The sequence below is a fragment of the Baekduia soli genome, assembly GCF_007970665.1.
In the GTDB taxonomy this organism is placed as follows: domain Bacteria; phylum Actinomycetota; class Thermoleophilia; order Solirubrobacterales; family Solirubrobacteraceae; genus Baekduia; species Baekduia soli.
Window position 1 is genome coordinate 2,855,485 of the sequence record NZ_CP042430.1, and the last position, 12,294, is coordinate 2,867,778.

At 75.5% G+C, this 12,294-nt stretch carries 15 protein-coding genes; 6 read left to right on the top strand and 9 right to left on the bottom strand.

Translation table 11 applies throughout. The annotated features are described in order from the left end of the window. The first annotated feature begins 124 nt into the window (after nucleotides 1-124). Entirely contained in the window at nucleotides 125-538 is a 414-nt protein-coding gene (locus FSW04_RS13535) for a hypothetical protein (protein WP_146920073.1), read from the top strand. A gap of 129 nt (nucleotides 539-667) precedes the next feature. On the opposite strand, the gene FSW04_RS13540 is transcribed toward FSW04_RS13535, so the two are convergent. The 4 genes from FSW04_RS13540 to FSW04_RS26040 all read right to left on the bottom strand — a co-directional run bounded on the left by FSW04_RS13540 (nucleotide 668) and on the right by FSW04_RS26040 (nucleotide 2,959). Beyond that, nucleotides 668-1,366 carry a hypothetical protein gene (locus tag FSW04_RS13540; protein ID WP_146920075.1) on the bottom strand — a complete coding sequence of 233 codons (699 nt, stop codon included), beginning with the start codon at nucleotides 1,364-1,366 and terminating at the stop codon, nucleotides 668-670. Continuing rightward, nucleotides 1,351-2,034: an SDR family NAD(P)-dependent oxidoreductase gene (locus tag FSW04_RS13545; protein ID WP_407652936.1), complete on the bottom strand. Its 684-nt coding sequence runs from the start codon at nucleotides 2,032-2,034 to the stop codon at nucleotides 1,351-1,353. The genes FSW04_RS13540 and FSW04_RS13545 overlap by 16 nt, the downstream gene beginning before the upstream one ends. 164 nt (nucleotides 2,035-2,198) lie before the next feature. Next, nucleotides 2,199-2,597, bottom strand: coding sequence for an ATP-binding protein (locus tag FSW04_RS26035; protein ID WP_187368760.1), 399 nt, complete (start codon nucleotides 2,595-2,597; stop codon nucleotides 2,199-2,201). Between the two features lie 77 nt (nucleotides 2,598-2,674). Continuing rightward, nucleotides 2,675-2,959, bottom strand: a complete 285-nt coding sequence (locus tag FSW04_RS26040; RefSeq protein ID WP_187368761.1) for a hypothetical protein — start codon at nucleotides 2,957-2,959, stop codon at nucleotides 2,675-2,677. A 238-nt stretch (nucleotides 2,960-3,197) separates the two neighbouring features. Between FSW04_RS26040 and FSW04_RS13555 the strand changes: the two genes are divergently transcribed. Continuing rightward, nucleotides 3,198-3,449, top strand: coding sequence for a hypothetical protein (locus FSW04_RS13555; RefSeq protein WP_146920079.1), 252 nt, complete (start codon nucleotides 3,198-3,200; stop codon nucleotides 3,447-3,449). On the opposite strand, the gene FSW04_RS13560 is transcribed toward FSW04_RS13555, so the two are convergent. Next, nucleotides 3,419-4,102 (bottom strand): PilZ domain-containing protein, encoded by a 684-nt coding sequence (locus FSW04_RS13560; protein WP_146920081.1) that lies wholly within the window; start codon nucleotides 4,100-4,102, stop codon nucleotides 3,419-3,421. The two genes, FSW04_RS13555 and FSW04_RS13560, sit on opposite strands and share 31 nt — an antisense overlap. Nucleotides 4,103-4,170: 68 nt before the next feature. Here FSW04_RS13560 and FSW04_RS13565 point away from each other — a divergent pair, with 68 nt between their 5' ends. Then, nucleotides 4,171-4,935, top strand: a complete 765-nt coding sequence (locus FSW04_RS13565) for an SDR family oxidoreductase (protein ID WP_146920083.1) — start codon at nucleotides 4,171-4,173, stop codon at nucleotides 4,933-4,935. 42 nt (nucleotides 4,936-4,977) lie between these two features. Further along, complete coding sequence (locus FSW04_RS13570) at nucleotides 4,978-5,676, top strand: hypothetical protein (protein WP_146920085.1); 699 nt, start codon at nucleotides 4,978-4,980, stop codon at nucleotides 5,674-5,676. A 136-nt stretch (nucleotides 5,677-5,812) separates the two neighbouring features. Here FSW04_RS13570 and FSW04_RS13575 read toward each other — a convergent pair whose 3' ends face one another. From FSW04_RS13575 to FSW04_RS13585, 3 genes are read right to left on the bottom strand one after another with little or no spacing between them, the layout of a single operon-like run. Continuing rightward, nucleotides 5,813-6,499, bottom strand: coding sequence for a cysteine hydrolase family protein (locus tag FSW04_RS13575; RefSeq protein WP_146920087.1), 687 nt, complete (start codon nucleotides 6,497-6,499; stop codon nucleotides 5,813-5,815). Nucleotides 6,500-6,508: 9 nt separating this feature from the next. Next, the gene (locus tag FSW04_RS13580) at nucleotides 6,509-6,925 is read right to left on the bottom strand and encodes an EamA family transporter (RefSeq protein ID WP_146920090.1); all 417 of its coding nucleotides are present in this window, start codon (nucleotides 6,923-6,925) and stop codon (nucleotides 6,509-6,511) included. A 59-nt stretch (nucleotides 6,926-6,984) separates the two neighbouring features. Further along, a complete protein-coding gene (locus tag FSW04_RS13585) occupies nucleotides 6,985-7,740 on the bottom strand; it encodes an aspartate/glutamate racemase family protein (protein ID WP_146920092.1) in 756 nt (251 codons plus the stop codon). 125 nt (nucleotides 7,741-7,865) lie between these two features. On the opposite strand from FSW04_RS13585, the gene FSW04_RS13590 reads away from it, so the two are divergent. Further along, the gene (locus FSW04_RS13590; protein WP_146920094.1) at nucleotides 7,866-10,322 is read left to right on the top strand and encodes a glycosyltransferase; all 2,457 of its coding nucleotides are present in this window, start codon (nucleotides 7,866-7,868) and stop codon (nucleotides 10,320-10,322) included. Further along, nucleotides 10,319-11,248 (top strand): glycosyltransferase family 2 protein, encoded by a 930-nt coding sequence (locus FSW04_RS13595; protein ID WP_146920097.1) that lies wholly within the window; start codon nucleotides 10,319-10,321, stop codon nucleotides 11,246-11,248. Before FSW04_RS13590 ends, FSW04_RS13595 begins: the two co-directional genes overlap by 4 nt. Here FSW04_RS13595 and FSW04_RS13600 read toward each other — a convergent pair. Then, nucleotides 11,197-12,195 carry a glycosyltransferase family 2 protein gene (locus FSW04_RS13600; protein ID WP_187368762.1) on the bottom strand — a complete coding sequence of 333 codons (999 nt, stop codon included), beginning with the start codon at nucleotides 12,193-12,195 and terminating at the stop codon, nucleotides 11,197-11,199. The two genes, FSW04_RS13595 and FSW04_RS13600, sit on opposite strands and share 52 nt — an antisense overlap. Nucleotides 12,196-12,294: the final 99 nt, after the last annotated feature.

Here is a 12,294-nt window from a genome sequence, read left to right on the forward strand (position 1 = left end):
AACGCCGACGACGGGGCGCCCGGGACGCCGGACGAGCCCCGCACGAAGGACGAGAGGGTGGCGACGGGGTGACCGACACGGTGCCCGACGCCTGACCGACTCCCCTGCGCCGTACGGTTGCGGCATGCCCGAGGATCGCTCCGCTCCGCCCCTCGACGTCGCCGAGACGGCGGCGCGCGCCGCGGGCGCGGTGGGCGTGGCCGGCATCGGGCTCATCCACCTGCTCGACGCAATCGACACGTTCCACGACACGCGCTACGTCTTCTGGCTCTACGTCGCGCTGATGGCGGGGTGCATCGCCGCCACCGCGGCGCTGCTGGGCGTCGCGTCGCGGCGGGTGTGGGCCGCGGTCGGCGTCCTGGCGCTCGCGCCCCTGGTGGGCTACGTGCTCAGCCGGACCACCGGCCTGCCCGGCGCCGACGACGACATCGGCAACTGGGGCGATCCGCTCGGGCTCGCGTCGCTGTGGGTCGAGGGTCTGACCCTGGGGCTGGCACTGACGCGCGGCATGGCGCGCCGCGGCGCCGTCGGCCGGTAAGCACCTGGCGGGCAAGCCGCCCTCCGGCTGCGGGGCGCATGGGAGGAGGGCGGCGAAGGCCCGTCGCCTTCGGATGTCCCGATCGTCACGGCGACGACCCTGGTGTCCCCGGACCCGGGGCGGGACATGTCAAGCCCGCGGGAGGACGTACGCGCGGTAGAGCACGGTCCAGTCCTCCGCGATCGAGCGCTGCGTGCTGCGCAGCGTCCGGGCGCCGCCGCAGACGCGCGCGTGGGCACGGTCCTCGACGCGGTCCTTCTCGTGGTAGCCGGGCGCCGGCGAGGCGGCCTCGGGGAACAGGTTGGCGATCGAGTTGCTGCCGCCCAGCTCGAGCGGGACGAGATGGTCGATCTCGTAGGTCGAGGCGCGGTGCCGGCCGATCCCGTACTCGGCGTAGACCCGGTCGCGGACCGTGTCGGACACGTCGCGGACCATCGCCGAGTAGCCGGGATCGCAGACGCGCGGCCGGGTGGCGTGCTCGTAGACGGCACCCGGCGTGCAGCGAGGGTCGGGCAGCGGGCCGCGGACCGCGCAGTCGTGCGTGCGGGTCCGCGGGCCGAGCCGGATCGTCGCGCCCAGCCGGAACGCCTGGCGGCGGTGCCGGCCCGCCGCCGGCCTGGACGGGCCGCCGGCCGCGCCGGGCTTCAGGCACGGGCAGGGCAGGCCCTCGCAGTAGACCCCATCGTGATCGGCGTCGACCGTGTCGGCGGCGCGCTGGGCTGCGGCCTGGTCGGCGTAGTCCTTGCAGACGGCCGCGCCGGCCGGCGACGGCGCGACCGCCACGCTCGCGCCCGCGGCCGCCAGCAGCAGGATCAGGATCCGGCGCACGGGGTCCGGCCGGCGGTCGATGCGTCGGGCACGAGCGGACTGTACGGCGGCCGCCGGCTACCTGCGCACGGCGCCGTGGCGATCCACGAACGTCCCGTCCCGCCGTCGGGGCCCTCCGTCGCCAGCGCGACGATCGCTTCGGTGCCCTCTGTCAGCGTCTGGGGCCCGGTGCGGCCGTTGAGGTCGGGTGGCGGTGCAGTCGGGCCGGCCGCGCTGACGCGGATCCCGGGCAGCGCCTTGGCGTGCTGGGTGGTGAGCATCGTGACCGCGGCCCTGGAGGCCGTGTCCAGCGGGGCGACCGGCCGGGACTCCACCCGGTCGGGGTCGTGGGTGATGGCGAACGAGCCCATTCCGCTGCTGACGTCGATCACCCCGGGGTGCGCCGATCGGCGCAGCAGGGGCAGGAATGCGTGCGTGACCTGCACGATCCCCGCCACGTTCGTGTCGAGGAGCTCGGTCGCGTCCGGCCCGGCCAGCTCGTCTGCCGATGCGTGCGAGCCGATGATCCCGGCGTTGTTGATGATGAGGTCGACGCGGCCCTCCTGGGCCAGCACGTCCTCGGCGGCGCGGGCGACCGACGCGTCCAGCGCGACGTCGATGCACACGAACCGCGCCCCGAGCCTCTCGGCCGCGGCCCGCCCGCGCCCGGGGTCGCGGGCGCCGACCACGACGGCGTGGCCGAGCGCGACGGGGCGCCCGGGCGGTCTCGTGGCCCAAGCCCGTGTTGGCCCCGGTGATGAAGGTGATGCCCACGCGGCCAGTATGGGCCACGGGCCGGCCCGCAACCAGAGCCGGGGGTCCCCGGGATCGCCGGGGCCCCCTCGGCCGGGAGCTACCGCGGACGGCGGCCGGTGGCGAACCGCATGCGCAGCAGCGTGCCCTGTCCGGCGCGCGTGCGGGTCTCGACGGAGTCGGTGAGCGCGGAGATCAGGCGCAGCCCGCGGCCGAGCCGGGGGCGCCGGAGGCCGGCGCTCATGCCGCGGCCGTCGTCGCTGACGCAGATGACCACGTCGCCGTGCTCGTCGACGTCGCCGGTGACGCTCACCGTGCCGGGGCGGTCCTCGGCGAAGGCGTGGACCATGGCGTTCGTGGCCGCCTCGGACACCGCGAGCCGCAGCTCGGGGAGCCGGGTCGCGGACATGCCGGCCTCGGCGGCGTAGGCCGTGACGGCGGCGCGGATGCGGCGCAGCTGGGCGGGGTGCGGCGGGACGTGCCATCGGCGGGGCTCCACGCCCGGAGCCTTCCCCGCACGCCGGGGTCGTCCACGGGCCGTTCGGGCGGCAGAAGGGGCACGCGTGCCTCGCGCCGTCAGTCCGCGGCGTCGGCGGGCTGCGCCGCCGGCGCCGGCGGCTGCGGCGCGAGGTCGTCGAGCGGCAGGGCCGGCGAGGGGACCGCGACCGCCCACCCGCACCCGACGCACTGGATCCAGACCTGGGCGGCCGGGTCCGGGAGCCCGTCGCCGCCCGTGGCCACCACGTGCGCGCAGCGCCCGCAGACGTAGGCGTCGTAGCCCAGACCGAGCTGCGGGATGCCGGCGCGCGCGACGCCGGGGACGCTGCCGGGTGCGACGGCGGGAACGCTGTGGACGCCCACTTTGTGGACCGTAGTCGCACTGGTTCCCGGAGACAAGCGGGCGGCGGACCGGCGGGGAACCACGCACGACGGTGGGCATCCGTCCGGATGTGCCCCGCCCAGGCGCGCACCAGACCCGGAGCCGTGTCCCACCGGCGCCCCGCCGTGCCGGCCGTGGCCCTCGCCCTCGCGGCCCCGCCGCCGCGCCGGGCCTCACGTGGCGGCCTCGACGCCTGGCCGCTCGGCCGGCGACGCGAGCGTGGCCCTCGCGCCGGACGGCAACGCCGTCGCCGCCTGGCTGCGCCACGACGCCGACGGGCGCTGGCCCCTGCAGTACACGACGCGCCCGGCGGGCGGGACGTTCCGCGCGGCGACGCCCCTGCCCGGGAGCTCGGAGTGCGATGGCCGGCTGGGCGCCCGCGTCGCGCCGGCCACGCTCGGCGGCCCCCGATCGCCATGGACGCGGCAGGCGCCCGGGCGCTACCTCGTCTTCGGCGACGCGGACCGCTGATCGGCCGAGCCGTGGGCGCGCGCGATGAGCGCGACGGCCTCCGACGGCAGGTGCTGGGCATGCCAGGACAGGACCATGGCCGAGATCGCGTCGCGGTCCTCGTCGTCGGGGCGCAGGAACGTGTAGGTCACGTCGCGCTCGCTGCGCCGGACCACCGCGGCCGGCGTGTCGGCGCGCCGCGTGGGGAGCTGCAGCGACAGGTGCACCTCGCCGACGTCGGGCGGCGGCGCGGGCAGGCGGCAGCCGCCGGCGCTGACGTCGAGCGTGACGGTCTCCCTGCGCTGCCCGGGCCCGGCGATCGTCACGGGCAGGCTGATCGGCGCCCGCGAATAGGCGCGCCGCTGGACGGCGAAGAACCCGTCCTTGGACACGAACAGGCACTGGCGGAAGTCCGGACTGAACGTGAGGTGGCCCTCCTGGGCCCACCGCGCGTGCGGGTCGCCGGGCATCAGGAAGCCGGAGGCCAGGTCGGCGTCGGACCTGAAGTCCGCGGCGGCGATGCGCTCGGCGGTGAGCAGCAGGACCGTGGCGCCGGCGAAGCCGACCACGACGCACCGGATATCGCGCTTGACGGCCGCGAGCTGGATGACGCACACCGCCCCCTCGTCGAGCGTCGGGGGCGAAGGGGTCGCCGATGAGGAGGATGAGGCCATGGCGCGCGAAGCCTAGGGGGAGGACCGGATGTCGGCAGGCTGACATCTGCGGCGCCTATTCTGCCCCGATGCGCGGAACCGCGGCGTTCATCACGGGGGCGGCGTCCGGGATCGGCCGGGCGGCGGCGCTGGGCTTCGCGGCGGCGGGAGCGGGCGTGGCCGTGACCGACGTCGACGAGGCCGGGGGCCTGGAGACCGTCGCCCGGATCGAGGCCGCCGGCGGCGAGGCGATCTTCGTGGCGCTCGACGCGACCCGGGAGGCCGACGTCGAGGACGCGGTCGGGCGGGCCGTGCAGCGCTTCGGGCGCCTGGACTTCGCGTGCAACGCCGCCGGGATCCAGGGTCCGCTGGCCACGGCCGCCGACTACGCCCACGAGGACTGGTGCCGGGTCATCGATCTCAACCTGACCGGCGTCTGGCTGTGCATGAAGCACGAGATCCGCCAGATGCTGGCCGCGGGCCGCGGCGGGGCCATCGTCAACATCTCGTCGAACTTCGGGCTCGTCGGCGGCGCGCTCATGCCGGCCTACAGCGCGACGAAGCACGCCGTGATCGGGCTGACGAAGACCGCCGCCCTGGACCACGCCGCTCAGGGCATCCGCATCAATGCGCTGTGCCCCGGGGCGACGGAGACGCCGATCGTCGCGAAGATCCTCGAGGAGAACCCCGCCCAGGCCTCGGACCTGATCGGGCAGATCGTCGCGTCGCTGCCGATGGGCCGGATGGGGACCGCCGAGGAGGCGGCCGCGGCCGTCGTCTGGCTGTGCTCGGAAGGGGCGGGCTTCGTCACGGGAGCCGCCCTGGCCGCCGACGGCGGGTACACCGCGCGCTGAGCGTTGGAGCCGGGCGACCCGGACGCGTACCCTGCCGTGCGCATGGGTGAGGAGCGCAGCCACGGACGCGGCGAGCTGATGGTGCCCTACGAGCGCCCCTACCGGTACGTGCTCGCCCGGACCTGGCGCGGCCGGCCGCAGCTTCGCCGCCTCACCGCCCTGACCGTCGTGCTGCTGGCCGGTGGCGGCGCCGGCGTGGCGGCCGGCCAGCCGCTGCTGGGCCTCGTGCTCGGCCTCGGCGCGATGTTCGCCGCCGCGGTCGCCGCGGCCTGGCTCGTGGCGGTCGCGCAGGGCGGCCGGGCGATGACGCGCTCCTGGCGCCACCCGCACGAGCTGGCGAGCGTGCGCGCCCACCGGCCGCAGGCCGGCACCGAGGACTGCGACGTGGCCCACGTCGAGTACGCCGTCTCGGTCCAGGACGACGGCCACCTCGTGACCTGGTGCTTCCGCCCGCTGGAGGTCTCGGAGGGCCCCCGGGTGCACGAGGTCGAGATCCCCGGGCGCCCGCGCTACGCCGCGACGCCGGTCGAAGAGACGCCGTTCGCGGCGCGCGACACGGTGCGGGCCGCCGAGCAGCTCGTCGAGGCCCAGGCCCGGGCCGCCGACCTCGAGGCGGCCGCGGCCCGCGAGGCGCACGCGGCGATCGACGCGGCGCGGGCGGACGCCGAGTTGGCGGCCGAGGCGCGGTCGACGGCCGCCGCGCTGCAGCGCAGCACCGGCCAGCGCTCGCGGCGCGGGTGAGCTCAGCGCGGGCGGGCGGGGGAGAGGGGCCTGAGGGTTCCAGGTGCAGGGCCCGTCCCCGCATGCTGCCGTCCCGTGGTTCGGCCGGTCGTCGGTGCCCTGGACGCACCGGCCGGTCCTGCGCAGCGGCGAGCGATCAGCTGACCGCCGAGGCGGCGAGGAGCTCCTGCAGCACGCGGTCGGTGTCGGTCACCACGCAGCCCAGCCAATGGGCCACCGACAGCGCGGCGTCGTGCATCTCCTGGCTGTCGGACGCGCACGCGTCGTCGACGATCCGGACGTCGTAGCCGAGGTCCCAGCCCGCCAGCGCGGTCAGCAGCACGCACGCGTTGGTGACCACGCCGCAGCAGACGAGCGTCCGGACGCCGGCGTTGCGCAGCAGGACGTCGAGGTTGCCGGTGGTGAACGCCGAGCTGCCCGGCTTGTCGACGACGGCCTCGCCGAGGCGCGGGACGAACTCGTCGCGCAGGTCGAACTCCTCGGTCCCGCGCAGGGTGCCCGACCGCCGGTGCAGGTCGCGCAGGTGCACGAGCGAGTCGCCGTAGTCCTCGAACTGCCCGCCGACGCGCGTGAAGACCACCCGGCCGCCGGCGACACGGAAGCCCTCCAGGAGCCGGGCCGAGTTCGGCACGGCCAGCGCCTCGACCCGGTCCCAGTAGTACGACAGGTCGGTGCCCTCCTCGGCGAGCACGCCGGCGAAGCCGTGCTCGGGGTGGGCGTCGAAGCGCGTCAGGTCGACGACGATGAGCGCCGTCGTTCGCGGGTCCATGTCCCGCTGGTGCGGGACCACCGCCCGGAACTCGCCCTTCTCCGGTCCGGTCACCGCTCAGCCTCACTCCGCCGTCGTGAGCACCACCACGCCGCCCACCACGAGGACGACGCCCAGCGCCTTGGCGACCGTGATCCCCTCCGAGAGGAAGAGCGCGGCCAGGATCACCGTCACGGCCGGATAGCCCGCCGAGATCGGCACCACCTTGCTCGCCTCGCCGGTGGACAGCGCCACGAAGAACATGAACAGGGCGGTGATGACCGCCGCCGCTCCCAGCGCCGCCCAGCCGCTGCCGGCGGTCCACTGCACCGACGTCTGGCCGAAGATGAGCAGGCCGATCACCAGCACGACGTAGCCGACGCCCGACCAGAAGATGAGGTGGTGCCACTTCAACTCGCGCAGCGCATACTTGCTGGTGATTCCCAGCCCGGCGAGCGCGAGGATGTAGATCACCGTCGGGATGAGCCACTTGGCGGTCATGGCGCGACCGTACTCCCCTGGCGCTGGCAGAACCGCTAGGCGCGCCGGCTCTCGTCCGCTCAGGTCGGGCTGAGGGTGCGCTCGTAGGTGGGCGCCAGGCTGGCGGGGCAGGCCACGAGCTCCTTGGGCTCGGGGGCCAGGAAGGCCTTGACCTTGGCCGTGGTGATGCCGTACCCGACGAGCGACTCGACGAGCTTGACCGCGCAGCCCGTGCCGTCCAGGACGGGGACGCCGAGCGCCGCCTGCATGGTCTTGTCGATCGGTCCCAGGCCGGCACAGCCGAGCAGGATCGCCTCGGCGCCGTCCTGCTCGATCGCCGCGCGGGCCTCGTCGAGCATCATGCGCTTCGTGCGCTCGATGTCGGCCTCGATCTCGAGCACGGTCAGCGGCGTGCCGCGGATCGACGCGCACTTCTCCGTCATCGCGGTCCGGATCACGGCCTCGGCGAGCATGGGCTCCACGCGCGGGATGACGGTGACGATCGACCACGTGTGCGCGACCAGGCTCGCCATGTGCATCGCGGCCTCGGCGATGCCGACGACCGGCACGTCGGCCAGCTCGCGTGCGGCATACAGGCCGGGGTCGCCGAAGCAGGCGATGACGTAGCCGTCGTACTCGCCCGCGGTGCCGGCCACGACGTCGAGCACGTGGTAGGCGGCCAGCGCCTCGTCGGCGAAGCCCTCGATGGAGCGGGGGCCGCCCGGCGGGCTGACGCAGTCGATCTCGGTCCCCGGCGCGGCGGCCGCGCGGGCGACGTCGCCGATCGCGTCGGTCATGGCCTGCGTCGTGTTCGGGTTGATGACGAGGATCCGCACGGGCCCTCACCTCCTCAGTCGCGCTTGGCGCTCGTGGTCCGAGCCCGGCGGCCGAGAGTATGAGCACCCGCAGAGGGGGTCAAGGCCCTTCTTCGACCTGACCAGGAACGGGTAGGTTTGACGAAGTGTCGTATCCGATCGTCGACGTGGAGGTCACGCGCCCGGCACCCGCGCTCCAGCTCGACGCCGACGAGGACGGCGTGGCGCTCGTCTCGCGCCGCGACGGTCGGGTGGTCGGGTTCGCCCTGCACCCCATGCGACGCGGAAGCCGCCTGAGTGCTCACCGGGTCTCAGCGCTGCTGGACCCGGAGCCGGGCGACGGGCGGCCGCCGGCGCCTCCGGGCCCCGATGCGCCCACGATCAGCGTGGTCGTGTGCACGCGCGGGCGACCGGAATTGCTCGAGCTCTGCCTCGAGGGCGTCGCCGCCCAGCGTCCGCCTCCGCACGAGACGCTGGTCGTGGACAACGCCCCGCGCGACGATCGCACGCGCCGCGTCGCCGAGCGGTTTGCAGGCGTGCGCTACCTCGTCGAGCCGTGTCCCGGGCTGGACTTCGCGCGCAACCTCGCCGTCCAGCGCGCGACGGGCGAGGTCGTCGCCTTCCTCGACGACGACGCCGTCCCCGATGCGGGATGGATGGGCGGGCTGCATGGCGCCCTGGCGGATCACCCCGACCTCGGTGCCATCGCGGGGCAGGTCCTGCCGAGCGAGCTGCGCACGGCCAGCCAGGTGGCCTTCGAGCGCCGCGGCGGCTTCCGGCGCGGCAACCGCCAGGTCCGCTACCAGGGCCAGGAGCTCGCCGGCAACCCGATCTACCCCTACGGCGCCGGCATGTTGGGGGCCGGGTGCAACATGGCCGTGCGGCGCGACGTGGCCCTGCGGCTGGGCGGGTTCGACGAGGCGCTGGACACGGGTCCGCCGCTGCCCGGCGGTGGCGACATCGACCTGCTGCACCGGGTGGTCCGGGCCGGGCTGCCGCTCGTCTACGAGCCGCGCGCGGTCGTCCTGCACCGCCACCGCCCGGATGCCGAGGCCCTACGGCGCCAGTACGACTCCTGGGGACGGTCGCTCATGGCCTTCGTGACCAAGACCTACATGAGCGATCCGGTGGGCCGCCCGAAGCTGCGCCGGCTGGTGCGGTGGTGGTTCGCGACCCAGGGCCGGCAGGCGTCCGGCGGCGTGCTGCGCCGTCGGCCCGATCGCACGAGCGCCGCGCTGGCCGAGCTGCGCGGCGGGATCGGCGGCCTGCTGGGGACCTACGGGCGGTCGCGCCGGCGCTCGGCGGCGCTGCGGGCGACGCGGGGCGCTCCGACGGTGGCGATCCTGCCGTGGGGTGACGTCGTCGAGGACTACCTCGAGCCGATCGGCCTGACCCTCGACGACTACGCCGAGCGCCTGTCGGGCGGGTGGCTCTTCGGCTACGCGGAGGCGCTCTCGGGCGCCGGGGTGCGCAGCGTCATCGTCTGCTGGAGCACGAACGTGCGGCGCCCGGAGCGCCGGATGCACGTCCCGACCGGGGCGGTGCTGTGGTTCCTTCCCCCGTCGCGCCTGTGGCGCGTGGCTCGCCGCCGCCTGGCCGACCCCTACGCATGGGACGCGCGCGCGGCGCGCGCCCCCGGCGCGTCTCGTATGGGGGCGGCGCTCGCCCGGACCGCGGCGCCCTACCTGTCCACGACGCCGTGGAGGCTGCGGCGCGTCCTGCGGGCGGAAGGCTGTCGCGCCATCCTGTGCCAGGAGTACGAGGAGGGGCGCTTCGACCTGGTCGTGGCGCTCGGACGCGGGCTGCGGCTCCCGGTCTACGCCACCTTCCAGGGGGGCGACCACACCCGGACGCTGCTCGAGCGCATCGTGCGACCGCGCTCGGTGCGGCGTGCGACGGGCCTGATCATCGGCGCGGCGGCCGAGGCCGAGCGCGTGCGCCGCCGCTACCGGCCCGGACCCGGGCGGATCGCGGGCATCCCCAACCCGCTGAACCCCGCGGCGGTATCGACCGTCGCCCGTGACGCCGCCCGCGAGGCGCTCGGCCTGCCGCTGGCCGGCCGGGTCGTCGCATGGGTGGGACGCACCGACATCCGCCCCAAGGGCCTGGACATCCTGCTGGACGCCTGGCCGGCGATCAACCGCGACGGCCAGGTGGGCCTGCTGCTGCTCGGCACGGGCTCGGGCGCCGGCTGGCTGCGCGATCAGCTCGCGACCCGCCGGCTGACCGGCGTGGTCTGGCGCGACGAGTACGTCCTGGACCGCGATGTCGTCAACCGCCACCTCTCGGCCGCCGACGTCTTCGTGCTTCCCTCGCGGCAGGAGGGGTTCCCGGTCGCCCTCGTGGAGGCGATGGCCGCCGGGCTGCCGGTGGTCGCCTGCGACGCCCCCGGGGTCCGCGCCATCGTGGGCGACGGGGATGACGCCGGGGGCGTCGTCGTCGCCACCGAGGACGAGGCTGCCCTCGCGGCGGCGGTCCGCGCCCTGCTGGCCGACCCCGATCGCGCCCGCCGCCTCGGCGAGGCGGCGCGGCGACGGGTGGCCGCCAGGTTCTCGCCGGCCGCGGTCGGTGCCGCCCTGCGCGTGGCGCTCATCGGCACATGACCACGACGGCGGCCCAGCCCGTGTCCGTCCTGATCCCGACGATCGGGCGGATCCCCCTGCTGGAGCGTTGCCTGGAGTCCGTGCTGGCGTGCGACCCACCTCCGGACGAGATCGTCGTGGTGGACCAGAGCGGCGCTGCCGACGTCGTCGATCTCCTGCGTCGGCTGGGCGTCACGAGGCTGCGGCGCGTCGCCTGCGACGGTCGCGGGACCGCCGCGGCGATGAACGTCGGCCTCGGCGCGGTGCGCCACGACACGATGCTGGTGACGCACGACGACTGCACCGTCGACCGCGCGTGGGTCGGTGTAGGGGCCCGGCTGGCCGCCGCGGCGCCCGGAGCGCTGATCACCGGGCGCGTGCTGGCGCCGCGCGACGCCGAGTACGTGCCCTCGACCAAGGACGATCCGGTCGCGCGCGAGCACACCGGCGAGGTCACGACCGGCCTGCTCTACCCGGCCAACATGGTCGCCAGCCGCGTGGCGTTGGTCGAGCTCGGGGGGTTCGACGAGCGTCCCGGCCTGCTCGTCGCCGAGGACAACGACCTCTGCTACCGCTGGCTGATCGCGGGGCGACGCCTGCGCTACGAGCCCGAGCTGGTCGTCTGGCACCACGACTGGAGGACGCCGGACCAGCTCGTCCGCACCCATGTGGCCTATGCCCGAGGCCAGGGGGCGTTCTACGCCAAGCACCTGTGCGCCGGGGATCGCCAGGTGCTCGACATGCTGCGGTGGGACCTGCGCCAGGGGCTGCGGGCGATGGTGCGCGGCCGCCTCTCGCGCACGCCGCGGTGGCAGGACCCCTACCGGGAGATGGTGGTGTGGCTGCTCGTCGGCCTGGTGTGCGGTCGGTCGGAGTCCCGGCGCCTGGCCCGCGCTCAGTCCGTCGCGGGGCGCGGCGGGTACCCGAGCAGGCGGTCGAGGAGATGACCGCCGGGATCGCCGGCCGCGACGCCGGCGGCGTGGGCCGCGGCTCGTGCGAGGTGCTCGAAGGGGCGGGAGGCGCGGGGGCCGAGGGGCCGCAGCAGCCGCCAGGCGAGCATCGCGATGCGCGACGTGGTCCGCAGGGAGCGTGGCGAGCGCAGCCGCAGGCGACGCAGGACGTGCCGGGAGCGAGGGACCGCCCCTGGCGGGACGAGCAGGTCGGCGGTGCCGGGATGCAGGTGGGCGAGCAGGGCGGTGTTGCGGCCGATGTCCTCCTGGCGCCGGATGAGCAGCGACATCGGCGGGACGTCGGGGTGCCAGACGAAGGCCTCGGGCTCGAACCGCAGCGGGACCTCGTGCGAGAGCAGGCGCACCGCGAGCTCGTAGTCCTCGAGGCCGTAGGCCGTGAATCGCTCGTCGAAGCCGCCCGCGCCGGCGATCAGCCGGGCCGGGGCGCTGGCGTTGGCCACCGTGAAGCGGTCGAAGCGGTCGATGGTCCCGGTCCGGTCGAGCGTCGCGTAGAACTCGTCCCACCATGCGCGCAGCGCCGCCGGCGCGGCGGTCTCCGGGGGGATGCGGCACGGGCCGACGACGACCGCGGGCCGCGCCGGATCGTGCGCGCCACGGTGGCGGGCCACGACGCCCGGCGGGAGGACGAGGTCGTCGTCCAGGAACCACACCAGGCCGTCGCCCGCCGCCCGCAGCCCGGCGTTGCGTGCCGCGGCCAGCCCGCGGTTGGGCTGCCAGAGGACCTCGACCGGGACGGTCCAGGCCGCGGCCTCCACGGCCTCGCGCGAGCCATCCGTGGAGCCGTCCAGGACGACGACGATCCGGACGCCGGCCCGCAGGGCGGCGTCGGCGGCGAGCTGCTCATCGAGCCCCCGCAGCAGCCGCAGGAGGGCCTCCCGGCGCTGGTGGGACGCGACGGCGACGGTCAGCGACGCGAGGGCCACGAGCCGCGGAGTGTAGGAACATGGATGGCCTGAGCCGCCTCCGCCACATCCCGAGGGCCCGGGTCGCGCGAGGCGCACGTGCCCGAGCGCAGGCCGCCG

Excerpts from the sequence above, each read along its gene's own strand:
- FSW04_RS13565 (WP_146920083.1), top strand. The coding sequence starts at position 4,171 with ATGCGCGGAACCGCGGCGTTCATCACGGGGGCGGCGTCCGGGATCGGC.
- FSW04_RS13595 (WP_146920097.1), top strand. The coding sequence starts at position 10,319 with ATGACCACGACGGCGGCCCAGCCCGTGTCCGTCCTGATCCCGACGATC.
- FSW04_RS13580 (WP_146920090.1), bottom strand. The coding sequence starts at position 6,925 with ATGACCGCCAAGTGGCTCATCCCGACGGTGATCTACATCCTCGCGCTC.
- FSW04_RS13560 (WP_146920081.1), bottom strand. The coding sequence starts at position 4,102 with ATGGCCTCATCCTCCTCATCGGCGACCCCTTCGCCCCCGACGCTCGAC.
- FSW04_RS13535 (WP_146920073.1), top strand. The coding sequence starts at position 125 with ATGCCCGAGGATCGCTCCGCTCCGCCCCTCGACGTCGCCGAGACGGCG.
- FSW04_RS13570 (WP_146920085.1), top strand. The coding sequence starts at position 4,978 with ATGGGTGAGGAGCGCAGCCACGGACGCGGCGAGCTGATGGTGCCCTAC.